Origin of the sequence: Corynebacterium curieae, from assembly GCF_027570035.1 — a bacterium.
Taxonomy (GTDB): Bacteria; Actinomycetota; Actinomycetes; order Mycobacteriales; family Mycobacteriaceae; genus Corynebacterium; species Corynebacterium curieae.
The window spans coordinates 20,928-42,167 of sequence record NZ_JAKMUU010000007.1; the positions used below are offsets into that span (position 1 = coordinate 20,928).

Consider the following 21,240-nt stretch of genomic DNA (forward strand, 5'->3'; position numbering starts at 1 on the left):
AAGAGATCATGGCTGACAAAAACCAGTTGACCGTGGCGGAGCTGCTGGCTCGCAATAAGAAGGCCCGCGGCGAAAAGGACGGCAAGGACGAGAAGCGTTCGCGCCGCCATCGCCGCAGTCTGGAGGAGGGCGGTATCTCCGTTGCGGAGCTGACCGGCAACCTCAAGAAGGTCAAGGCGGCTCCTGTAGAGGCCAAGCACACCTCCGTCTCCATCGACGAGGATGCCCCCGTCATCCGCGCTCCCAAGCCCGAGGAGAAGGCCGACTCCGCCTCGGCGAAGAAACCCGCTGCCAAGCCAGCCGAGAAGGCCGCAGGAAAGGCGGCAGAAAAGCCAGCGGCAAAACCTGCCGACAGACCAGCGCAACCGGCTGCGGCCAAGGCTGCAGAAAAGCCCGCAGCTAAGGCGGCACAGCCAGCTGCGAAGGACGTTGCGAAGAAGAACCAGCCTTCCGCCGATGACACCGCGGTAATCCAGCGTGTGGATAAGAAAAAGGCGGACGACGCCAAGGCCACCGCCTCGCGACCAGCCACCGCCAAGGCCGCGGCTGACAAGTCCGCGACCGACAAGCCAGCGGCCGAAAAGCCAGTGACCGAAAAACCTGCCGCTGACAAGGCTGCGGCTGAGAAGCCCGCTGCGGAAAAGGAGCGCGCCGAGAAGGGTACCAAGGCCAAGGGTGCGGCGGCGGCAGGCGCTGGAGCCGCCGCGGCAGGTGGAGTTGCGGCGGTGCCGGCGTCGAAGAAGGCGGGCGTCGCTAAGAATGCCGAGGAAACCGGCAACCTGCCCAAGGTGGAAGACGACGAAGACTGGGTCGAAGAAGAGCACGAGAAGCTCAACCCGGTATCCATCCTACTGATGATTGTTGCGGGCATCCTGCTGGCGATTGTCATCTTCAAGGGCTTTGAGATTCTGTGGGATAGTTTCCCACGCCTCGTCGTTGCCGTCCTGGCGGTGTGCGTGACCGCGATTATGGTCGGCGTGACCCACGCGCTGCGCACCGCTCGCGACGGGTTCTCCATGTTCCTGGCCGGCTTTACCGGCCTCATCCTGACTTTTGGTCCGCTGCTTTTGGTCATGCTTTAAGCCCCGCTTGCCGATGCCCCGGTTACCCCATGTGGTAGCCGGGGTTACGCATTTTTGGCATGGTGGAGGCTATGACAAAGATTGCAATTTTAGGCGGCGGACAGATCGGTGAGGCTTTGACCTCGGGACTTGTGGCATCGGGCTTTGCGGGCTCGGATATCACGGTCACCAATCGCACCGAATCGCGCAGCCAGGAACTCAAAGAAACTTATGGCGTCAACGTCACCAGCGATAATGCGGCGGCGGTGGACGGCGCGGACTATATCTTCGCCTGCGTGAAGCCCTATGCCATCCTCGACCTGCTCGAGGGCCTTAAACCGGCGAAGGACGCCGTGGTAGTTTCCATGGCCGCAGGCCTGACGCTGGAGCAGCTGGAGGGCGCTGCGGGCGAAGGCGTGCCGGTGGTGCGCGTTATGCCTAATACCCCCATGTTGGTGCGCCGCGGCATGTGCACCTGCGCGGCCGGCGAGCATGTGAGCGATGCCCAGATGGACGGCGTGCGCGAGCTGCTCGAGGCCGTAGGCGAGGTCGCGGTCATTCCGGAGAAGAATATCGACGCCGCCACCGCGCTGGCGGGTTCCTCCCCGGCTTATTTCTTCCTTGTGGCAGAGGCGCTTGTCGACGCCGGCGTACAGCTCGGCCTTCCCCGCGACGTCGCCGAGAAGCTCGCCGCCCAGGCGGCGGCCGGCTCCGGTGAGATGCTGGCTAGCTCCGGGCGTTCGGCCACCCAGCTGCGCGCCGGGGTGACCTCGCCGGGTGGTACCACTGCTGCCGCCGTCCGCGAGCTGGAGGAGTCCGGCCTGCGCGGTGCGTTCTACCGTGCCGCAGAAGCGTGCGCTGACAAGGCCAAGGAGCTCGGCTAGCGGCGTTGGTTGTGACCTCCCCGCGGTGGGGGTGTACCCACCCGGGAGCGCTGGGGCGGGTGTTAAGCCGCGCTTTTAGAGGTAACCCTAATGAATGCTGTGAAAAAATTTGGCACTTGGGTCGCATTAGTCACATGTTTCACGATAGGCTAGGGCAAGCACGTGCGTGAAGTCCTGTGGGAGGGGAAGCCTACAGCGCGTAACGAGCTGAAGGGTTAGATATATATGGCAAATGAAGAAAAGGGAACCTTTCTGACGATCGCGGAGGTCGCCGAGATTATGCGCGTCTCCAAGATGACCGTCTACCGTTTGGTTCACGCAGGCGAAATGCCGGCTGTTCGCGTCGGACGCTCCTTCCGCGTTCACGAGTCCGCCGTCAACGAGTACCTGGAGGCATCCGTCTACGGAGCCTAGGCAACTCGCGCCGCATAGACAGCGCCCACCTCTGTTGGCCCTCGTGGTCAGCGGTGGTGGGCGCTGTCGTTTCTTAGAGGCGCTTTTTGGTCACGGGCTGGGTGCTGGGTAAGATGGTGTGCATTCGTGTCGGCTCGCTGATGTGGCCCGCGGTCCGTGAGGCCACGGCGGCAAGAGTGCACCTTCGCCGTTTTAGCGCTGACAAGTTTGACAGTACGTACTAAACGAAAGTGAGGACTCCATGGGTTCCGTCATTAAGAAGCGCCGCAAGCGCATGTCCAAGAAGAAGCACCGCAAGATGCTGCGCCGCACCCGCGTGCAGCGTCGTAAGCTGGGCAAGTAAATCCAGCCCGCTTCTTGCCCTCCGCCTTAGCGCGGAGGGTTTTTGCATGCTTGGCGGCGGTGCCCCACGCGCCCGCTACTTCCGGTAGTAGCGCCAGCCGCCATAGGAAAAGGCGGCGGTGGCCAGCGCCGGCAGGCCATAGGTGCGGATGGCGCGGCGCACGGAGCGGTAGTCACGCACCAGCCAGCCGCGGTCGCCGGCGATATCGCGCAGCTTGCGGTCCGGGTTGATGGCCACGGCGGTGCCGACCATGGACAGCATGGGCACGTCATTGGCGGAATCCGAATACGCGGTGCAGCGCGAAAGATCCAAGCCCTCGATGGTCGCGAGCGCGGCCACGGCGTGCTTTTTGCCGGGGCCGTGCAGGATATCGCCGACCAGCCGGCCGGTGAACTTGCCGTCTTTAACTTCCGCGACGGTGCCGAGCGCGCCCGTGAACCCGAAGCGCTGCGCGAGCACCTGCGCTAGCTGGACCGGGGTGGCCGTTACCAACCACACCTGCTGGCCGGCGGCCAGGTGCATCTCCGCCAGCTGTGTAGTGCCGGGGTAGGCGCGGCGGGCGAGCGAGGCATCCACGATCTCCTCGCATAGCTCCACCAGCTCGTCGACGCTGCGGCCCTTGACAAACTCCAGCGCCTGCGCACGGCCGGCGGCCACGTCCTTGGCGTTCTCGCTGCCAGAGACGCGGAATTTGAGCTGTTTCCACGCAATCGGCAGGATTTCGGAAAGGCGGAAGTAGCGCTTGCGCGCTAACCCGAAGGCGAACTCCACGAGGGAAGAACCTTGGATGAGTGTGTTGTCGACGTCGAAAAACGCCGCCGCGCCCACATCGACCGGCACGTCCGGATCCTGGGCCGTGATGCGCTGCGCGCCGGCCGCGTCATAGGAGCCGGTTACCGAATCCACGCCAGAGGCAAAATCCTCCAGCTCCAGCCCGAATTCCTCCAACGCCGCGGCGGCCGCGGCTTCGCCCGCGGTGCGCTGGGATTCCTCATCCAGCGGGGCGAGCGCCTGGTTTTCTAAAAAATTACGCAGATTGCCGCGCGAGGCGGTCCAATTGGCCAAAAACTCACGGGGAGATTCGGGGAAGCCTGGGGGAGTGGTAGCGGACACGAGTGAGACAAACAGCTTTCGCAAACGCGGGGTGGACTAACGTGTCCATAGTAATGGTTTCGACCGCCGTCGTCCTTGTGAGGAGAATATGTCTCAGCATCTCGTCGAGCTCATGGTGCGCACCACCTGCGGTTCTTGTGCGCGCGTGAGGGAGCAGATCACCCCCGTCGTCAAGCAGGCAGGCGCGGAGCTTGCCGTGCGCAACGTGGATGAGGATGCGGAGCTAGCCATGGAGTTCGGCGATCGCGTTCCCGTCGTGGTCATCGACGGCGAGGAGTTCGCCTGCTGGGAAGTAGATAACGAGGAGCTGGCGGCCGAACTAGCCGGATGATTCGGGATCCATGACACCGACGGGTAGTCTTTTGGAGGATTAAAATCAATCAAAGGGTTGAGGAGTGTTGTGCATGAGCGTGCTCGTCGTGGGCATGTCCCACCAGTCGGCGCCGGTGGCGCTGCTGGAGAAGCTGAGCATGGATAGTGCGGTCCAGGGTTCCGCCTGCGGGCAATTAGTAGCTGCCGAGTCGCTATCAGAGGCGATGATCATCTCCACCTGCAACCGCATGGAGGTCTACACCGTTACCAACTCCTTCCACACCGGCGTGCAGGAAGTCGTGCGCGTGCTCACCCAGGTATCGGGCGTGAGCGAGCAGGAGCTGCGCAACTACCTCTACGTGCGCTATGCCGACGCCGCGGCCGAGCACCTCATGTCGGTGACCGCCGGCCTGGACTCCATGGTGGTGGGCGAGCAGCAGATCATCGGCCAGGTGCGCAGCGCATACCAGTCCGCCTCCGAGCAGGGCACGGTCGGCCCGCGCATCCACGCGCTGGCCCAGTCGGCGCTGCGGGCGGGCAAGCGCGTGCACTCCGAGACCGACATCGATGAGGCCGGCGCCTCCATGGTGTCCTTCGCCTTCGACCAGGCCTTGCAGCGCCTCGACGCCGAGGACCTGACCGGCAAGACCGCGCTGGTCCTTGGCGCGGGCGCCATGGCGTCACTCGCCGCTACCCACGCCGGCCGGCTGGGCGTCAAGGAGCTAGTGCTGGCCAACCGCACCCGCGAGCGCGCCGAGCGCCTGGCCAGCCACGCCGAGGAGGCGGGCGTTGCCACCCGCGTCGTGGACTTTTCCGAGCGCGCCGCCGCGCTTTCCGACGTCGACCTTGCCATCTCTGCCACCGGTGCCGATAACTTCACCATCGCGGCCGCCGATATCCCCGCCGGCCGCGAACTCATGCTCATCGATCTCTCCCTGCCGCGGGATATCGACGATGCCGCCGCCGCGGCCGAAGGCGTGGATCTGGTCAATATCGAGCGCCTGAGCAAGTCGCTCTCGGCCGCCGATACCGATATCGCGGCCGGCACCAGCCCGCACGCGCAGGCCCGCCGCATCGTCGACGAAGAGCTGGCGGCCTATACCTCGGCCCAGCGCGTGCGCGACGTCGCCCCGGCCGTAAGCGCCCTGCACCGCCGCGCGGCCGACCTCGTCGACTGCGAGGCCGCGCGCCTGCAACACAAGCACCCCGAGCTCGCGGGCAAGCAGCTCGAGGACGTCCAGCGCGCGCTCAAGCGCGTAGCCGATAAGCTGCTGCATGAGCCGACGGTGCGGGCGAAGAAGCTGGCGGCGTCGGAAAGCAGTGTCAGCAGCGAGAACGCCCTGCAGGAACTCTTTGGCCTGCAGCTGGAAGGCTCCGGTGTGTCCGTGGCCGTCAATGAACTGCCCACCATGACTAAGGAGGCCTAAATGTTTCAGATTGGTACCCGCGGCTCCAAGCTCGCCACCACCCAGGCGGGCCATGTGCGCGATTGGCTTATCGACGCCGGCTTTGACTCCCAACTCCACATCGTCACCACCGCCGGCGACGTCAACATGGCGCCGGTCGAGCGCATCGGCATCGGCGTATTTACCCAGGCGCTGCGCGAGGCGCTCTATGCCGGCGAGTGCGATATTGCCGTGCACTCCTTCAAGGACCTGCCCACCGCACCCGATGAACGCTTCCGCCTCGTGGTGCCGCAGCGCCAGGATTCCCGCGAAGCGCTCGTCGCCCGCGATGGTTTGAGCCTAGAGCAGCTGCCGCAGGGCGCGCGCGTGGGCACCTCCGCCCCGCGCCGCATCTCCCAGCTGGCCGCCCTCCGCCCGGACCTGGAGATTCGCCCGCTGCGCGGCAATATCGATACCCGGATGTCCAAGGTCACCGACGGCGAGCTCGACGCCGTCCTGCTCGCCTACGCCGGCCTGCTGCGCGGCGGCTACGCGGACCGCGCCACCGAAATCTTTGAGCCTACCGTCTTCATGCCGGCGCCGGCCCAAGGCGCACTCGCCATCGAGGCCGTCGCCGGAACCGAGGCTGCTGCGGCCCTCGATGCCATCGTGGACGAGCGCGCCTCGGCCGCCGCTGCCGGTGAGCGCGCCGTACTGGCCCGCCTCGAGGCCGGCTGCACCGCGCCGGTCGCCGCGACCTCGCGCTGGGACGGCGACCAGCTCACCGTGCGCGGCGGCGTCTTTGCGCTCGACGGATCCCGCCAGCTCACCGCCACCGCTTCCGGCCCTGCGGCCGAGGCTGCCGAGCTCGGCGTGCGCATTTCGGACGAGCTTTTCGCCGGTGGCGCGGCCGAGCTGCTGGGGAAGTAATTTCGCCTTTAGGCGCTAATAATTTAAGGTGTAGATACCACAGATCATTGTCCCGCAATGATCCGGCCCCCTTTAAGGGAATCCCAGGACGCAAGGCCTGGGATTTTGGCCGTTATGACCGTGTCATCCACCGCCGGCGCGGGGACCCACACCGCATGCGATCATGTCCGTGCGCGGTGCCGCGCGCCCGATTTTAGAAAAGAACTTTATGAGCAATGCCGCGCCAGACACCCAATTGGGCAAGATCGTCTTTGTGGGCGCTGGTCCAGGTAATCCCGACCTGCTGACCGTCCGCGCCCGCGAGGTTCTGGCAAATAGTGCCATCGCCGTGACCGATCCGCAGGTCATGCAAGGCGTGCGCGATGCCGTCGCCGCCGCGCTGCCCGTTCCGCAAGAGCTTCTCGACGCCGCCGAGGCCGAATACGCCCAAATGTGCGCCGATGCCAAGGCCAAGGGCGCGCGCCGCAAGCCGCCTCGCCCCGCGCCGCCGACGGCCGCGGTGCTGTATGAGCCGGGGGAGGACATCGTCGGCCAGCTGCGCGAGTGCATGGTTGAGGCCGATGGTGAGGATGTCATTCGCCTCGTCACCGGCAACCCGCTGCACCGCGAGTCCATCAAGGCCGAAATCAACGCCGTGGCGTCTGCCGGCCTGGAGTTCCAGGTGGTGCCGGGCATGTCCCTGCCGTCTACCGTGCCGTCCTTTGCCGGCATTGCGCTCGGCTCGACCTATACCGAGGCCGACGTCACCGATGGCGCCGATTGGGACGCGCTGGCCAATGCCACCCAGCCCATCGTCTTGCAGGCCACGAAGGAAGACCTGCCGGTCATTTCTGACGAGCTGCAAAAGCGCGGCATGCCGGCCGAGACCGAAGCATTCGTCACCGTGCACGGCACCACCCGCCTGCAGCGCACCTACGAGACCACGCTGGGTACCATGGGCAAGCTCGACGCGGACCTTGCCGGCCCGCTCGTCGTTACCCTCGGCCGCAGCATCGACGACCGAACCAAGTATTCCTGGTGGGAAAACCGCCCGCTCTACGGCTGGCGCGTGCTTGTCCCGCGCACCAAGGAACAGGCAGGCCCGATGTCCGCACGCCTGGCCGGCTACGGCGCCATCCCGCAAAACGTGCCCACCATCTCCATCGAGCCGCCGCGCAATCCGGCGCAGATGGACCGTGCCATCAAGGGCATCGTCGAGGGCCGCTATAAGTGGATCGTCTTCACCTCCGTCAACGCCGTGACCGCAGTGTGGGATAAGATCGCCCAGCTCGGCCTCGACGCCCGCGATTTCGCCGGCGTCCACCTCGCGGCCGTGGGCGCGAAGACTGCGGCCGCGATCCGCGCCAAGGGCATGGTCCCGGAGCTCTTGCCGCACAAGAAAAAGCAGAACGCCGAGGGCCTGCTCGATGTCTTCCCCAACTTCGTGGAAGATATCGACGCCGTCGGCCGTGTCCTGCTCCCGCGCGCCGATATCGCGGCCGATACCCTGGTTGACGGCCTTAAGGCCTTGGACTGGGAGGTCGACGACGTCGTGGCCTACCGCACCGTTCGCGCCGCCCCGCCCTCGGCCGAGATCCGCGACATGATCAAGACCGGCGGCTTCGACGCCGTCGCCTTCACCTCTGGGTCCACCGTGCGCAATCTGGTGGGCATTGCGGGCAAACCGCACCAGCGGACGATCATTGCGTGTATCGGGCCGTCGGCAAGAGCGGCCGCGGAAGAGATGGGCCTGCGCGTCGATGTCGTGCCCGAGGTCGCAGACGTGCCCTCGCTTGTCGACGCCCTCGCAGACCACGTCGCCGCCCTCCGCGCCGCTGGAAACCTGCCCGCGCCGCGCAAGAAACGCCGCTCGCGCAAGAAGGCTACTAAGGTCGACAAGGCATAAGTTTTAGTCTCGCTCTAAGGAGTACCCAATGAGCACCTTCCCAGCCCGCCGCCCACGCCGCCTGCGCACCACCCCGCAGATGCGCAACCTCGTGGCCGAGACCCAGGTTCGCCCCTCGGACCTGATTTTGCCCATGTTCATCGTGGACGGGCTCGACGCCCCGCGCGAGATTCCTTCCATGCCGGGCGTTTACCAGCACACCTTCGACTCGCTGCGCCGCGCGGCCGAGGAGGCGCTGGAGGCCGGCGTGACCTGCGTCGACCTCTTCGGCGTGCCGTTGGAGGAAGAAAAGGATGACACCGGCTCCGTCGCCTGGGACCCGCAAGGCATTTTGAACCGCGGCATTTCCTGCCTGCGCGAGGAATTCGGCGATGACCTCCTCATTATGGCCGATACCTGCCTCGACGAGTTCACCTCCCACGGCCACTGCGGCGTGCTGGATGACAAGGGCCGCGTGCTTAACGACGAAACCGTCAAGCTCTACCAAGACATGGCCCGCTCCCAAGCCCGCGCTGGCGCCCACATCGTTTCTCCGTCCGGCATGATGGACGGCCAGGTCGCCGCTATCCGCGCCGACCTCGACGAGGCCGGCCACGAGGATGTGGCCATCATGGCTTATTCCGCCAAGTACGCCTCCGCCTTCTTCGGCCCGTTCCGCGATGCCGTCGGCTCCTCCCTCGAGGGCGACCGCCGTACCTACCAGCAGGATCCGCGCAACTTCCGCGAATCCCTGCTCGAGGCCGAGCTCGACATCGAAGAGGGCGCAGACTTCGTCATGGTCAAGCCCGGCCTGCCCTACTTGGATGTGCTTTCGGCCGTAGCGGAGACTTCCCCCGTGCCAGTTGCGGTCTACCAGGTCTCCGGCGAGTACGCGATGGTCAAGGCCGCGGCCGCCAACGGGTGGATCGACGGCGAAGCCATCATGCTCGAGTCGCTTACCGCGTTCAAGCGTGCCGGCGCCGATCAGATTCTCACCTACTTCGCTACCGAAGCCGCTCGCCTGCTCAAGTAAAGGATCCCTGTGACTGCTACGCCCCCGTCGCCCGCCCCTGCCCCTCGCACGCAACGCCCGCCGCGGCAGCAGCAGCGGCCGGAGTCCGTGACGTATATGCTGTGGCTGTGGCTCGGCGCGCTGTGCGGCGAGGCCGTGCACCAGGTGCTCAACGTGGTGCTGACGCTGCTCAACCACGACGTACTCATGTCGCAGGCCAAGGAGATGGCCAAGTCCGCTCCGGCCGGCGTCGATGAAGCCCAGCTTTCCGACGCCTTCCTCCGCACCGCCGCCTACGGCTCCGTCGCCCTTTCGGCGGCCATTTCCCTGGCGATTATCGTGCTGCTGGCCTACCTGCTGCGGTCCCTGGCTGGCCGGAGCAAGCGGGCTGGCACCTCGCGGCGCGTGTGGTTCGCCTTCTCGCTCTACTTCGGATTCCGCATACTGCTGACCTTTATGGTCACCCCAGCCGGCGCAGACGTGCCCGATTGGCTCTTTGCCGCCGATGGCATGGTGCAAATTCTCGTTGGCGTCGCGGCGGTGCTCGGCCTGATTTTCTCCGTGCGGGCCGATACCCTGGATTACACCGGCGAGCTCGAGCAGATGCGCGAGCTGGAAAAAGAACTCGAGCAAGCGCAGCGCGAGAAGAAGCGCGCCGAGGAAGAGCGCAAGCGTTCCAAGGGCGACCAGCGCAGCAAGAGCGGCAGCAGCAAGAGCGATCGCACCAACCGCACTGACCGCGCTGACCGGACCGACCGCGAGGATGAGCGATGAGCAATACCGATCGGCCCGGGCCCCGGGACTATAACCGGGCGGCCCGAAACTCCTCCGCCAACCAGAACCTCGACGCATGGCCGCGGCCCCTGCGTTGGGCATATTGGGTACTCGTCGTCAGCGCCGTGCTCATGCTGGTCAGCGGCATGGTTGGCATCTTCGGCTCGGGCGGGCCGCAGGTGGAGCCCACGAACGCGCAAGTCGCGGAGTATCTCCACTCCAATCGCCTATTCGTCGCGGTGACCAATATCATCGGCGCCATCCTGCTTGCGCTTTTTGCCGCGCAACTGGCCGGCGGGTCCAAGTGGGCACGCCGCATCATCACCGCCGTCATCGCGTTCGCGCTTTTTACCAATATTGCCGCTCTCGCGCTCGGCATCGGCGGGCTCGGCCTGCTGATTATCCCCATCGCCTTGATCATCGCCCTCGCGCTGCTTTTCCAGCCGCAGTCCAACCGCTTCATCAAGGACCGCAGCTTGCGTGGCTAATTAGCCCCTACTCCAACTTTTGATTCATAATTGGGGCATGTCTCGAACACATCGTGCCCCGCTTATCGACGCCGCCCTCGGCCGCACCCCCTCCCGACCCCCAGTCTGGTTCATGCGCCAGGCGGGCCGCTCGCTGCCGGAGTACCGCGCCGCCCGCGAGGGGATTAGCATGCTCGATTCTTGCTTCATGCCGGAGCTGCTGGCCGAGATAACACTGCAGCCGGTGCGCCGCCACGACGTCGACGCCGCCATTTTATTCTCCGATATCGTCGTCCCGCTTAAGTCCGCGGGTGTCAAGGTCGATATCGTGCCGGGCCGCGGGCCGGTGATGGAGCAGGCGGTGAGGAGCAGGGGGGACGTCGGCAAGCTGCCGGTGCTAGAGACCGACGTCCCCGAGGTCACCGAAGGCATCGCCCGCATCCTGGCCGAGCTCACCGATACCCAAGCGCTCATCGGTTTTGTCGGCGCGCCGTTCACGCTGGCTAGCTACCTCATTGAAGGCGGGCCGTCCAAGAATCACGAGCGCACCAAGGCGCTCATGCACGCCGAGCCAGAGACCTGGCACATGCTCATGCGCCGCCTAGTGCCCACCATCACCCACTTCCTGCAGGTGCAGGTCGACGCCGGCATCGATGCCATGCAGCTCTTTGATTCCTGGGCCGGCTACCTCAACGAGCGCGACTATCGCGAGTTCGTACTGCCGTACTCGCGGCAAATCCTGGCCGGCGTGGAGATTCCACGCATCCACTTCGGCGTCGGCACCGGCGAGCTGCTGCCGGCCATGTCGGAGGCGGGGTCGGAAGTAATGGGCGTCGATTATCGCGTGCCTATGGACGCCGCGGCCGAGCGCGTGAGTGCCCGCGTGCTGCAGGGCAACCTCGACCCGGCCATGCTTTTTGCCGGCGACGATGCTGTGCGCCAGGCCGTGCGCACCATCCGCGGCGAGGTCGATAGGGCCCGCGAGCGCGGCGATATCGACGGCCATATCTGGAACCTCGGCCACGGGGTTCTGCCAACTACCGACGCGGAGGCCATCACCCGCGCCGTATCCATCATCCACGAGGAGGGCTAAATGCGTATTGCCATTATTGGCGCCGGCCTGGCGGGCTTGACGGCCGCCTACGAGCTGCGCGATCACGACGTAGAGGTTTTCGAGGCCGCCGGCCGCATCGGCGGCAAGCTGTACTCCGTGCCGTTTAACGACGGCCCGACCGACATGGGGGCCGAGGCCTTCCTCGCCCGCCGCCGCGACGCCGTCGAATTTATCGAATCCCTCGGCCTAGGCGGCAGCTTGGTCGAGCCCTCCGGCCTGCATTCGCTGGTGTACTCCGGCGAGCTTAAGCCGCTGCCGCGCGGCGGAATGATGGGCATTCCTTCGCACTCGGAGCCTGTCGCTCATTTGGTTTCGGCCGAAACCGCTCGCCGCATCGATAACGAGGAACCCTTTGAGTGGACGGCCGGCAGCGACGTCTCCGTGGGTCGCCTGGTGCGCCGGCAGTTTGGCGACGACCTCGTAGACCACGTCATCTCCGCCCTCCTCGGCGGCGTGTACTCTTGCTCGGCCGATGACCTGGGTTTGCGCGCGACCATCCCGGCGCTGGCCGAGACCCTCGACGCATTATCCGAGCGCGGCCCAGTCACCCTCTCGGCCGCGGTTCGCTCGTTGGAAGAGGCCCGCGCGGCCAAGCCGAGCAGCGGCGGACCCGTCTTCCAGACCTTCCGCGGTGGATACGCGGAGCTCTACGAGGCACTGGCCGAGCAATCCCGCGCCAAAATCTACCTCGATACCTTCATCTCCGGCATCACTCGCGAGGGCGAAAAATTCCGCCTAGCCGGCGCACCCGGCGACACCGCTCCCTTTGACCGCGTACTGGTGGCCACCCCGGCACCGACCGCAGCGCGGTTGCTACCCAAGGTCGCCCCGCAGGCGGCGGAGCGGCTGAAAGGGGTGAAGCTGGCGGCGTCGGCAGTTGTGGGCCTGAAATTCGAGTCTGACACGGACCCGACCGGCAACGCGTTGCCGCAGAACTCCGGCATCCTCGTCGCCACCGACCAAGACGACGTTCACGCCAAGGCCTTCACCTTGTCCTCGCGAAAGTGGCCGCACTTGGCAGAGCGCGGCGGGGCTCTTGTGCGCGCCTCCTTCGGCCGCTTTGGCGATGACGCCATCGTCCGCGCCGAGGAAGATGACCTCGTCGACTACGCTCTCGATGACCTCCAGCGACTCACCGGCTTCGACGGCCGTGCCGCGGGCGTCGCCGAGATTTTTACCCAACGTTGGTTCGGCGGTTTGCCGCGCTACGACGCCGGTCACCTCGAAACCGTGGCCGGCGCGCGTGGCGCGCTCGCAGCGACGCCGGGTATCGATGCCACCGGTGCCTGGGCCGGCGGGGTTGGCGTCCCTAACGTCATTGCGGACGCCCGCGCGGCCGCCGCGCGTATCGTCCGCTAGCCGTGCCTGCTAGCCGTATCCACTAGCAATCGCAGCCCGGTCGTCACGGCATCGTACGCCGCGCGCCGTCCGATTCGCGCTGCGGCTTGGTGCGGGCACGCCAAAGGGGCAGCAGGGCTTCCTGCTGCCTTGCGGCGAGGCTGGGGATTAGAGCTGTGGAGCCGCCGGGGCCGGCGGGACGGGCGCGTCCGGGCTGGGAGCTGGTGCGGGATCGGCCCATGGTGGCTGCCACACCACGCGGCCTCGGCGTCGCACGAGGCGCCCGCGGATCGGTGGGGCATTTGGATCGTCGTCGTTGACGCCGTTGTGGTACGGGCAGCAGGTGGCGAGGTTTGCCATATTGGTATCGCCGCCGTGCCGCCACGCCTGCAAGTGGTGCACTTGGCATTTATCCGCTGGGTAATTGCACTCCAGCCACGGGCACACCGGATTTTCGGCAGCAGCCATGAGCCGCTGCTTTTCGCTGGCCATGCGCTCCGTGCGATAGAGGTTGACCGCGCCCTCGAAGGGGTGAACGAGGGTGATAAGGCCGCGCTCTGCCAGCGTGCGCGAGACGAGTTCCGTGCCGGTGATGCGGGCGCCGTTGGTGAGCTGGATGGTGATTTCCTCGCCGTCGCCGTCGATGATGCGGTCGAGCTCGTCGAGCGTGATGATCGCATTCGTCGTAATGGTCGGACGGGCGGCTGGGGCGGCGTCGGAAGGGGAAAAGAGCTCCGCAACGGAATCGAGAGGCGCGTCCTCGTCCAGGCTGGATTCCAAGTCAGCGATGAGCGAGGAAGGCCCGGTAATCGCGAGGGTCCACGGCGCGTCCTTGCGGCGGCGGATGCGCACGCCGGGGCGCGGCGGGGCTGGGGGATTGAGCTCGCGCAGCTTCTTGCGCGCCAGCTTTTCCATCTCATCGGTATCGGCGGCGGTGCGGCACAGCTCCACGCGCAGGCGCCAGGCATCGCGCTTGGTCTTGGCGCGGGAAGCGTAGCGCTCGATAACCTCCAGCGTGGGCAGTGGGTGGGCGCGGTCGCGGGCGGCGGTAACCGCCTGGCGTTGGAGGCGGGTAAAGGAGGTGGGGGCAAAGAGGGCGTCGGCAAGCGTGAGCAAGGTGCGGGCCGTCTTATTGGGCGCCCCGGCGGCGCGCAGTTGGTCTTCAGACATGCCGGCGCACCCGGCAACGATGTCGATGCCGGGCGCCAAGGCCGTGAGATAAGTCTGAAGAGCTGTCATGCCCCGCAGCCTAAGCCACGGCGCGCAACCCACGCGAGGGCGAGCGCGCAAACCTGTGGATAACTAGGGCCGAAAGGGCGAAAATCGGCCCGCACGCCCGGCGGGCCTGTGGATAACTAGCCCTTATTGCGGAAGACGAAGATGGAGGAGAAGTCCTGATTGCCGTGGCCCATGGCTTGCATCTCCTCGAAACGGCCGATGGCGGCGGTAAGGGCGGGCAGCGGCTTGGTGGAGGTCATCTCCATGAGCTTGGCGTCCTTGGCCAGGGCGTCGACGGTGAAATCGCCCGGGTCGGTATTGCGCTCGCCGGTGATAAACGGCGCCTTCATATTGGCGATGAAGGACAGGCCGGTGATATCGAGCATCTGCAGCACGACCTCGGAGTCTAGGCCCTCGGACTCGCCGAGCTGCAGGGCTTCGAGCAGGCCCTCGGCGGTGACGGCGAGCGCGAGGTTCGCCAGCAGCTTTCCGATGGCCGCCGTGGCCGCCGCCTCCACTCCGATGAGCTTGTCTTCGCCCGCCCAGGACTCGGCGAGGGACATGGCTTGCTCACGGCGGGCGTCGTCAGGCGTGCCGACATAGACGCCGAGCTTGCCCTCGCGGGCCGGGCCAAGCGTGCCGACGACAGGGGCGTGGACGTAGGTCTCCACGGCGGCGGCGAACTCGCGGGCATCGTTGGGCGAGACGGTGGTGGTATCGATCCACGTCACGCCCGCGGGGATGAGTTGCGGCTCGATGACGACCTCGCGGACATCGTCGGGCCCGAAGAGCGAGGTGATGATGACCTCGGCGTTCGCTACGGCGTCGGTGGGCGTTGCGGCGAGCTCGGCGCCTTCCTCCACGAGCGGCTGGGCGCGCTCGGCGGTGCGGTTCCAGACGGTCATCTCGATGCCGTCCTGCTCATTGAGCAGGCGGCGGGCTAGTTCGGTTCCCATGCGGCCAGTTCCAAGAAATGCAATCCTCATGCTTTCCCAGTGTGCCATCATTGGGTGCAGGCTCGCCGCCTTTCGCGTGGGCCCCGGACGAGGGAGCCGTACCCGGCGACGCGAAAAGACGGCCAGGAAGCAGCTATGGCGTGGTTCATCTTGATTTTCTCCGGCACATTCGAGGCCGTGTGGGCGGCGGCGCTGGATAAGTCCGCAGGTTTTACTCGCCTGTGGCCCTCGCTCATTTTCCTCGTGGCTTGCGCGATTTCCATGGGCGGGCTGGCGTGGGCGATGCGCAGCATCCCGGTGGGCACGGCCTATGCGGTGTGGGCGGGAGTTGGCGCATCGGTGGCGGTTATTTATTCCTTCGCCGCCGGTCACGAGGCCGCCACGGCGTGGAAGGTGTTATTCCTCGCCATGATCATCGGCGGCATTGTGGGGCTGAAAGCGGTGAGCTAGAGGCTCGGAATGCGCGGCGCGGGCGGCAGCGGCAACTCCGGCGGGGCGGGCGCAGGCACGGCCGGCACATCAGGCACCGCGTCCTCGATGCGACCGCGCACCTCGTGCGGCGGGATATTTAGGTTTGGCAGGCCGCTTTTATCCCGCGCGGGCGGGCGCGGAGCCGGCGCCGCAGGTTGCGGGCGAGGTGCAGGTGCGGGTCGCTGCTGGGGTGCGGGCGTCGGGCCAGGACGCGAACTAGGCGCAGGAGCAGGCGCCCCGTCCGCTGGCGAAGGCTCCGCGGCCGACGGCGGAGGAGGGGTCGGGTCCTCACTCGACAGGTCGCGCGGGGTGAGCGGGCGGGGAGGAGGCTGCCAGGAGGGGGCGTCGGCAAGCGGGGTAGCACCCACCGAGGTAGGCAGCGGCCGCTCGGGCTCGGGCTGGGCGCAGCCGGCGAGGCAGAAAGCGGCCAGGATGGCGAAAATGAGAGTGCGCTGCATTGAAAATCCCCCCGAATTGAAAAGTGCAACGCCCCGAAGTTTAGCGGCTCACTGTGAATCGCGCAGTCCAACTTTTGTATAGCGCGCGAATCGCTAGAATGTCAGACATGCCTAATACTTCCCAGTCGCAACAGTGGTTTGAGCGTTCTTCCAAGGTGATTCCGGGCGGGGTGAACTCGCCGGTGCGCGCGTTTGGCTCCGTGGGCGGCCAGGCTCGCGTGATTGAGCGCGGCGCGGGCTCGCGCCTGTGGGACGTCGACGGCAATGAGTACGTTGACCTGGTCAGTTCCTATGGCCCGATGATTCACGGCAACGCCCACCCGGAGATTGTGGAGGCCGTGCAAAAGGCGGCTGCGGACGGTTTGAGCTTCGGCTCGCCCACGGAGGGTGAGGCCTTGCTTGCGGAGGCCATCGTGTCGCGCACCGCGGCCGATAAGGTGCGCATGGTCAACTCCGGCACCGAGGCCACCATGTCTGCGGTGCGCCTGGCCCGCGGCTACACCGGCCGCGCCAAGGTGCTGAAGTTCGAGGGTTGCTACCACGGCCATGTGGATGCGCTTTTGGCCTCGGCCGGCTCCGGTGTGGCGACTTTTGCGCTGCCGGATTCTCCGGGCGTGACGGGTGCGACGGCGGCCGATACCATCGTTGTTCCTTATAACGATATCGATGCCGTGCGCGAGGCATTTGCGCAGCACCCGGGCGAGATTGCCTGCATTATTGCGGAGGCCTCGGCCGGCAACATGGGCACCGTGGCACCGGAGGGGGGCTTCAATGCCGCGCTTGCCGACGTCGCCCATAGCGACGGCGCCCTCCTCATCCTCGACGAGGTCATGACCGGCTTCCGCACCTCTTATAAGGGCTGGTACGGCGTCGACGGTGTGGCGGCGGACCTGGTGACCTTTGGCAAGGTCGTCTCCGGTGGCCTGCCGGCCGCTGCCTTCGGTGGCCGCGCCGAAGTCATGGACTACCTCGCGCCGGAAGGGCCGGTCTACCAGGCAGGTACGCTATCCGGAAACCCAGTGGCCATGGCCTCCGGCCTGAAGTCTTTGGAGCTGGCCGATGAATCGCTCTACGAGCGCCTGCAGGCCAACGCGGATCGCTTGACCGGCATGATTTCCTCCGCGCTGTCGGCCGAGGGTGTAGCGCACCATATTCAGCGCGCGTCCTCGATGTTCTCCATCCGCTTTGCCGAGGGCGAGGGCCGCAACTTTGCCGATATGCAGGCGGCCGAGACCTTCCGCTTCACCCCGTTCTTCCACGCCCTGCTGGATAACGGCATCTACGTCGCGCCAAGCCCATTCGAGACCTGGTTTGTCTCGGATGCGCTTAACGACGCCGACTTTGAACTCATCGAAGCCGCCCTCAAGCCCGCCGCCCAGGCCGCGGCCGCCGCGCGTCCCGCACACTAAGGAGAGACATGACACGCACCATCGTTCACCTCGTGCGCCACGGCGAGGTCCACAACCCAGAGAAGATCCTCTACGGGCGCATCCCGGGCTATCACCTGTCCTCGCGCGGGCATTCCATGGCGGCGCGCACCGCGGAGTCCTTCCGCGATCATGACGTGACCTACCTGGCGGCCTCGCCGCTGCAGCGCGCCCAAGAAACCGCGCGGCCGATTGCGAAGGTAACGGGGCTGGACGTGGACGTCGATAAGACGCTCATCGAGTCCGGCAACCGCTTCGAGGGCCTGCGCACCAAGGGCCTGCGCTCCGCGCTGTGGAACCCGCGCCGCTGGCCGCTGCTGGTCAACCCGCTGGAGCCATCGTGGGGTGAGCCCTATGAGCAGATTGCCGAGCGCATGCTCGGCTCCATAGAGCGCGCCCGCACCGCCGCGGCCGGCCACGAGGCGATCTTGGTGAGCCACCAGCTGCCCATCGTGATGGTGCAGCGCACCGTGCTGGGCCAGCGCCTGCCGCACGCGCCGTGGAACCGCGAATGCGATCTGGCCTCGGTCACCTCGCTGCTTTTCGAGGACAACCAGGTCACCGATATCTTCTACTCCTCGCCGGCGCAGGAGATTTAATGGCACTACAACGCAGACGCGCAGTCGGCGCAGTGCTAGCAGCAGCGGCCGTCGCCCTGCCGCTAGCTGGTTGCTCCCAGGATTCCGATAACGCGCAAAACGCGGTGGCTACCGGCGGAAACTTCGAGTTCATTACGCCCGGCGGCGAAAAGGTCATCAACTACGAGGAATCCGAGCGCAAGCCGCTGCGCACGTTCTCCGGCGAGGATGTGCGCGATACGGATAAGACCATCTCCTTGGAGGACTATGACGGGGAAATCGTCGTGCTCAACTCCTGGGGCCAGTGGTGCGCGCCCTGCCGTTCCGAGGCCGATGATCTCCAAGAGATTCACTCCGAGCTACAAAAGCGGAAGATCGGCACCGTCTTGGGCATCAATGTGCGCGACTATAACCCGCAGGTTTCCAATGACTTCCTCGAAGACAACGGGTTGGAGTATCCCTCCATCTATGATCCACCGTTTAAGACCGCTGCCGCCCTGGGTGGTGTGCCCACCTCTGTGGTTCCGACCACCATCGTCTTGGATAAACAGCACCGCCCGGCTACGGTCTTTTTGCGGTCCATCACCGCTAAAGATGTGATGGACGTAGTGGACAAGTTAGAAAAGGAATAAATGGACAACGCAGCGAGCGTCGGCAACTCCTTTGCCGAGGCCGCGACCTCCGGCCCACTTATTTTGGGCTTGCTCGCGGCCGCCGTGGCGGGGCTGGTGAGCTTCGCCAGCCCGTGTGTGATCCCGCTGGTGCCCGGCTATATTTCCTACCTGGCCGGCGTGGTGGGCGGCGAGGTTACGTTTGATGGTGAGTTGGGGGTGGGCGTCGGCAAGCGCAGGCAATGGGCCGTGGTGGTGGCCGCCGCCTTGTTCATCCTGGGCTTTACCGTGGTTTTCCTGCTGGCGACGGTCTCGGTATTCGGCGCGATTTCCGCGCTCCGGCTCAATGAGGAAATGCTCATGCGCATCGGCGGCGGCGTGACCATCCTGATGGGCGTGGTCTTCCTGGGCGCGATTCCGGCGCTGCAGAAGGATACCCGCATGGCACCGAAGCGCTGGACCACCTGGCTGGGCGCGCCGCTGCTCGGCGGGATATTCGCGCTGGGCTGGACGCCGTGCCTGGGGCCAACGCTGGCCGCCATTATTTCTGTATCGGCCGGCACCGAGGGCATGACGGCCGCGCGCGGCGTGCTGCTCATCATCTTTTATTGCCTGGGCTTGGGCCTGCCGTTCCTTCTGGTGGCGCTGGGTTCTGCGCGGGCAATGCGCACGATTTCGTGGGCCCGCAAGCACTCGCATACCATCCAGATAATCGGCGGCGTGGCCATGATCCTCGTCGGCCTGGCCCTGGTAACCGGCCTGTGGGGCGAGTTCATTAGCCTCATCCGCCAGTGGACAGGCAACTTTGGCGCAACCCTGATTTAGGAGAGACGTGAAATACTTCCGCAAAGCCTGGCATTGGTTGACCAGCATGCGCACGGCGCTGGCGCTGCTTTTCTTGCTGGCGCTGGCCGCGATTCCCGGTTCCTTGCTGCCGCAGCGCGACCTCAACGAGCAGAACGTGCAGGACTTCATCGAGTCCAACGGCAACGTAGCGAAGATCTACGACAAGCTGCAGCTTTTCGACGTCTTTTCGTCCGTCTGGTTCCAGGCCATCTTCGTCCTCTTGGCCATTTCCCTGGTGGGCTGCATCCTGCCGCGCTCGTGGGATCACTACAAGGCGTGGAAGACCCCGCCGACGCGCGCGCCGAAGTACCTCCACAAGCTGCCGCTGGCGGCCGAGGGGCACTCGGAAAAGAGTGAGGAGGAGCTGTCCGCGGAAATCCAGAAGCGCCTGAAGAAGTGGCGCGTGGCCGAGTACTCCCCGGAGAAGGACCGCGCCGGTGTGCACACCTTCTCTGCGGAGCGCGGCTATGGCCGCGAGCTGGCTAACCTCATCTTCCACGTGGCGCTGGTGGCCATTTTGGTTACCGTCGCGGCCGGCAAGCTAGTCAACTACGAGGGCCAGGTCATCGTGGTTACCGAGTCCGGCTCCCAGGGCGGTGGCCAGACCCTGGACCAGTCCACGGAGTTCTGCAATACTTCCACGTCAAACTTTGACTCCTTCCGCGCCGGCCCGCTTTTCGACGGCACCGGGCTCCACCCCTTCTGCCTCATCGCCCACGACTTCGCGGCCGAGTACCTGCCAAACGGCCAGGCGGAGATGTTTACCTCCAACGTCTCCTACGCGGAGGGCGAGGATATCTACAAGGATGACTCCGAGTGGAAGGATTATGAGCTCAAGGTCAACCACCCGCTGCGCTTGGCGCAAAACCGCGTCTATTTGCAGGGCCACGGTTATGCGCCGACGGTCACGGTGGAATGGCCCAATGGCGAAAAACGCACCCAGACCATTCAGTTCCAGCCGAATGACACGACCTTCTTCCTGTCGTCCGGCGCGATGCGCTTTGACCCGCCGGCCGGCATGCACCCGGATCTCTATGACCGCCGCCAGAACCAGATCGCCATCCAGGGCCTCTTCGCGCCCACGGCCGAGTGGTCCGGCGAGAACGGCAAGCTGCTGCAGTCCTCGTATCCAGGCCTGAATGATCCGGCAATGGCCATCGATATCTACCGCGGCGATGCCGGCCTGGATACGGGCACCCCGCAGTCCTTCTTCTCCCTAGATCCGAACCTGGTGCAGTCTGGCCAGTTGCAAAAGATTGACCGCGTGAACCTCAACCAGGGCGAGGACGTCACCCTAGACGATGGCACGAAGATCACCTTCGACGGTGCCAGCGAGTTCGCCAACTACCAGGTCTCTTATGATCCCTTCCAGAAGTGGGTTCTGGTCTCCGCGCTGGTCATGCTCCTTTCCTTGGTAGGTTCGCTGGTGATTAAGCGCCGTCGCGTCTACATCCGCCTGCGGCCGAACGCGGCCGGCGGCACCGACGTGGAGATGGGCGGTCTCGCCCGTACGGACCGCGCCGGCTGGTCCGAGGAGTTCCACGAGCTGCACTGCGCGCTGTTGGAGCTGCCGGACCCAGACGAGGTCGAAGAAGATGAACTTTATACCGATGATTAGTGCGTGAGCTTGATCCAACAAAAGTTGGATTGGGCCGTTCCGCTGA

General features: G+C 65.5%; 22 protein-coding genes and 1 riboswitch. Of the genes, 19 read left to right on the forward strand and 3 right to left on the reverse strand.

Features of this window, described 5'->3' with window-relative positions:
* Positions 1-8: 8 nt before the first annotated feature.
* From L8V01_RS10155 to L8V01_RS10170, 4 genes are all read left to right on the forward strand, one after another.
* Positions 9-1,082 (forward strand): tripartite tricarboxylate transporter TctB family protein, encoded by a 1,074-nt coding sequence (locus L8V01_RS10155; protein ID WP_269946940.1) that lies wholly within the window; start codon positions 9-11, stop codon positions 1,080-1,082.
* Positions 1,083-1,153: 71 nt separating this feature from the next.
* The gene (proC, locus tag L8V01_RS10160) at positions 1,154-1,945 is read left to right on the forward strand and encodes a pyrroline-5-carboxylate reductase (RefSeq protein WP_259887273.1); all 792 of its coding nucleotides are present in this window, start codon (positions 1,154-1,156) and stop codon (positions 1,943-1,945) included.
* 225 nt (positions 1,946-2,170) lie between these two features.
* The gene (locus L8V01_RS10165) at positions 2,171-2,359 is read left to right on the forward strand and encodes a helix-turn-helix domain-containing protein (RefSeq protein WP_005276651.1); all 189 of its coding nucleotides are present in this window, start codon (positions 2,171-2,173) and stop codon (positions 2,357-2,359) included.
* Between the two features lie 241 nt (positions 2,360-2,600).
* Positions 2,601-2,702, forward strand: a complete 102-nt coding sequence (locus L8V01_RS10170; RefSeq protein WP_003855542.1) for a 30S ribosomal protein bS22 — start codon at positions 2,601-2,603, stop codon at positions 2,700-2,702.
* A 75-nt stretch (positions 2,703-2,777) separates the two neighbouring features.
* Here the strand turns inward: L8V01_RS10170 and L8V01_RS10175 are convergent, their stop codons facing one another.
* Positions 2,778-3,815: an HAD family hydrolase gene (locus tag L8V01_RS10175; RefSeq protein ID WP_269946941.1), complete on the reverse strand. Its 1,038-nt coding sequence runs from the start codon at positions 3,813-3,815 to the stop codon at positions 2,778-2,780.
* 88 nt (positions 3,816-3,903) lie between these two features.
* Here L8V01_RS10175 and L8V01_RS10180 point away from each other — a divergent pair, with 88 nt between their 5' ends.
* The 9 genes from L8V01_RS10180 (at position 3,904) to L8V01_RS10220 (ending at position 13,032) form a co-directional block, all read left to right on the forward strand.
* Positions 3,904-4,146: a glutaredoxin family protein gene (locus L8V01_RS10180; protein ID WP_150851354.1), complete on the forward strand. Its 243-nt coding sequence runs from the start codon at positions 3,904-3,906 to the stop codon at positions 4,144-4,146.
* Between the two features lie 73 nt (positions 4,147-4,219).
* Complete coding sequence (locus L8V01_RS10185; protein WP_269946942.1) at positions 4,220-5,554, forward strand: glutamyl-tRNA reductase; 1,335 nt, start codon at positions 4,220-4,222, stop codon at positions 5,552-5,554.
* Entirely contained in the window at positions 5,555-6,442 is an 888-nt protein-coding gene (gene hemC, locus L8V01_RS10190) for a hydroxymethylbilane synthase (RefSeq protein ID WP_269946943.1), read from the forward strand. It abuts the gene before it with no gap.
* A 163-nt stretch (positions 6,443-6,605) separates the two neighbouring features.
* Positions 6,606-8,327, forward strand: a complete 1,722-nt coding sequence (locus L8V01_RS10195; protein WP_394371660.1) for a bifunctional uroporphyrinogen-III C-methyltransferase/uroporphyrinogen-III synthase — start codon at positions 6,606-6,608, stop codon at positions 8,325-8,327.
* A 28-nt stretch (positions 8,328-8,355) separates the two neighbouring features.
* The gene (gene hemB, locus L8V01_RS10200) at positions 8,356-9,339 is read left to right on the forward strand and encodes a porphobilinogen synthase (protein WP_269946945.1); all 984 of its coding nucleotides are present in this window, start codon (positions 8,356-8,358) and stop codon (positions 9,337-9,339) included.
* Between the two features lie 9 nt (positions 9,340-9,348).
* Positions 9,349-10,092, forward strand: a complete 744-nt coding sequence (locus L8V01_RS10205; protein ID WP_269946946.1) for an EMC3/TMCO1 family protein — start codon at positions 9,349-9,351, stop codon at positions 10,090-10,092.
* The gene (locus tag L8V01_RS10210; RefSeq protein ID WP_269946947.1) at positions 10,089-10,580 is read left to right on the forward strand and encodes a tellurium resistance protein TerC; all 492 of its coding nucleotides are present in this window, start codon (positions 10,089-10,091) and stop codon (positions 10,578-10,580) included. The genes L8V01_RS10205 and L8V01_RS10210 overlap by 4 nt, the downstream gene beginning before the upstream one ends.
* Positions 10,581-10,617: 37 nt before the next feature.
* Positions 10,618-11,652, forward strand: coding sequence for a uroporphyrinogen decarboxylase (gene hemE / locus L8V01_RS10215; protein WP_269946948.1), 1,035 nt, complete (start codon positions 10,618-10,620; stop codon positions 11,650-11,652).
* On the forward strand, positions 11,653-13,032 hold the full coding sequence (locus tag L8V01_RS10220; protein ID WP_269946949.1) for a protoporphyrinogen oxidase: 1,380 nt from the start codon (positions 11,653-11,655) through the stop codon (positions 13,030-13,032).
* 147 nt (positions 13,033-13,179) lie between these two features.
* On the opposite strand, the gene L8V01_RS10225 is transcribed toward L8V01_RS10220, so the two are convergent.
* Entirely contained in the window at positions 13,180-14,250 is a 1,071-nt protein-coding gene (locus L8V01_RS10225) for an HNH endonuclease signature motif containing protein (RefSeq protein WP_269946950.1), read from the reverse strand.
* 116 nt (positions 14,251-14,366) lie between these two features.
* Complete coding sequence (locus L8V01_RS10230) at positions 14,367-15,215, reverse strand: NAD(P)-dependent oxidoreductase (RefSeq protein ID WP_269946951.1); 849 nt, start codon at positions 15,213-15,215, stop codon at positions 14,367-14,369.
* Between the two features lie 32 nt (positions 15,216-15,247).
* Positions 15,248-15,312, forward strand: a riboswitch (guanidine-III (ykkC-III) riboswitch).
* A gap of 8 nt (positions 15,313-15,320) precedes the next feature.
* Between L8V01_RS10230 and L8V01_RS10235 the strand changes: the two genes are divergently transcribed.
* The 6 genes from L8V01_RS10235 to L8V01_RS10260 all read left to right on the forward strand — a co-directional run bounded on the left by L8V01_RS10235 (position 15,321) and on the right by L8V01_RS10260 (position 21,194).
* A complete protein-coding gene (locus L8V01_RS10235) occupies positions 15,321-15,635 on the forward strand; it encodes a DMT family transporter (RefSeq protein WP_269946952.1) in 315 nt (104 codons plus the stop codon).
* 577 nt (positions 15,636-16,212) lie between these two features.
* Entirely contained in the window at positions 16,213-17,523 is a 1,311-nt protein-coding gene (gene hemL / locus L8V01_RS10240) for a glutamate-1-semialdehyde 2,1-aminomutase (RefSeq protein ID WP_269946953.1), read from the forward strand.
* A gap of 8 nt (positions 17,524-17,531) precedes the next feature.
* Positions 17,532-18,140: a histidine phosphatase family protein gene (locus L8V01_RS10245; protein WP_269946954.1), complete on the forward strand. Its 609-nt coding sequence runs from the start codon at positions 17,532-17,534 to the stop codon at positions 18,138-18,140.
* Positions 18,140-18,751, forward strand: a complete 612-nt coding sequence (locus L8V01_RS10250) for a TlpA disulfide reductase family protein (RefSeq protein ID WP_269946955.1) — start codon at positions 18,140-18,142, stop codon at positions 18,749-18,751. Before L8V01_RS10245 ends, L8V01_RS10250 begins: the two co-directional genes overlap by 1 nt.
* Positions 18,752-19,555 (forward strand): cytochrome c biogenesis CcdA family protein, encoded by an 804-nt coding sequence (locus L8V01_RS10255; RefSeq protein WP_269946956.1) that lies wholly within the window; start codon positions 18,752-18,754, stop codon positions 19,553-19,555.
* A 7-nt stretch (positions 19,556-19,562) separates the two neighbouring features.
* Positions 19,563-21,194 (forward strand): cytochrome c biogenesis protein ResB, encoded by a 1,632-nt coding sequence (locus tag L8V01_RS10260; RefSeq protein WP_269946957.1) that lies wholly within the window; start codon positions 19,563-19,565, stop codon positions 21,192-21,194.
* Positions 21,195-21,240 lie beyond the last annotated feature (46 nt).

Coding starts and splice junctions, on each gene's coding strand:
- L8V01_RS10220 (WP_269946949.1), top strand. CDS start 11,653: ATGCGTATTGCCATTATTGGCGCCGGCCTGGCGGGCTTGACGGCCGCC.
- hemC (WP_269946943.1), top strand. CDS start 5,555: ATGTTTCAGATTGGTACCCGCGGCTCCAAGCTCGCCACCACCCAGGCG.
- L8V01_RS10180 (WP_150851354.1), top strand. CDS start 3,904: ATGTCTCAGCATCTCGTCGAGCTCATGGTGCGCACCACCTGCGGTTCT.
- L8V01_RS10235 (WP_269946952.1), top strand. CDS start 15,321: ATGGCGTGGTTCATCTTGATTTTCTCCGGCACATTCGAGGCCGTGTGG.
- proC (WP_259887273.1), top strand. CDS start 1,154: ATGACAAAGATTGCAATTTTAGGCGGCGGACAGATCGGTGAGGCTTTG.
- L8V01_RS10195 (WP_394371660.1), top strand. CDS start 6,606: ATGTCCGTGCGCGGTGCCGCGCGCCCGATTTTAGAAAAGAACTTTATG.
- L8V01_RS10155 (WP_269946940.1), top strand. CDS start 9: ATGGCTGACAAAAACCAGTTGACCGTGGCGGAGCTGCTGGCTCGCAAT.
- hemB (WP_269946945.1), top strand. CDS start 8,356: ATGAGCACCTTCCCAGCCCGCCGCCCACGCCGCCTGCGCACCACCCCG.
- L8V01_RS10225 (WP_269946950.1), bottom strand. CDS start 14,250: ATGACAGCTCTTCAGACTTATCTCACGGCCTTGGCGCCCGGCATCGAC.
- L8V01_RS10210 (WP_269946947.1), top strand. CDS start 10,089: ATGAGCAATACCGATCGGCCCGGGCCCCGGGACTATAACCGGGCGGCC.
- L8V01_RS10230 (WP_269946951.1), bottom strand. CDS start 15,215: ATGAGGATTGCATTTCTTGGAACTGGCCGCATGGGAACCGAACTAGCC.
- L8V01_RS10165 (WP_005276651.1), top strand. CDS start 2,171: ATGGCAAATGAAGAAAAGGGAACCTTTCTGACGATCGCGGAGGTCGCC.
- hemL (WP_269946953.1), top strand. CDS start 16,213: ATGTCAGACATGCCTAATACTTCCCAGTCGCAACAGTGGTTTGAGCGT.
- L8V01_RS10185 (WP_269946942.1), top strand. CDS start 4,220: ATGAGCGTGCTCGTCGTGGGCATGTCCCACCAGTCGGCGCCGGTGGCG.
- L8V01_RS10250 (WP_269946955.1), top strand. CDS start 18,140: ATGGCACTACAACGCAGACGCGCAGTCGGCGCAGTGCTAGCAGCAGCG.
- L8V01_RS10245 (WP_269946954.1), top strand. CDS start 17,532: ATGACACGCACCATCGTTCACCTCGTGCGCCACGGCGAGGTCCACAAC.
- hemE (WP_269946948.1), top strand. CDS start 10,618: ATGTCTCGAACACATCGTGCCCCGCTTATCGACGCCGCCCTCGGCCGC.
- L8V01_RS10170 (WP_003855542.1), top strand. CDS start 2,601: ATGGGTTCCGTCATTAAGAAGCGCCGCAAGCGCATGTCCAAGAAGAAG.
- L8V01_RS10255 (WP_269946956.1), top strand. CDS start 18,752: ATGGACAACGCAGCGAGCGTCGGCAACTCCTTTGCCGAGGCCGCGACC.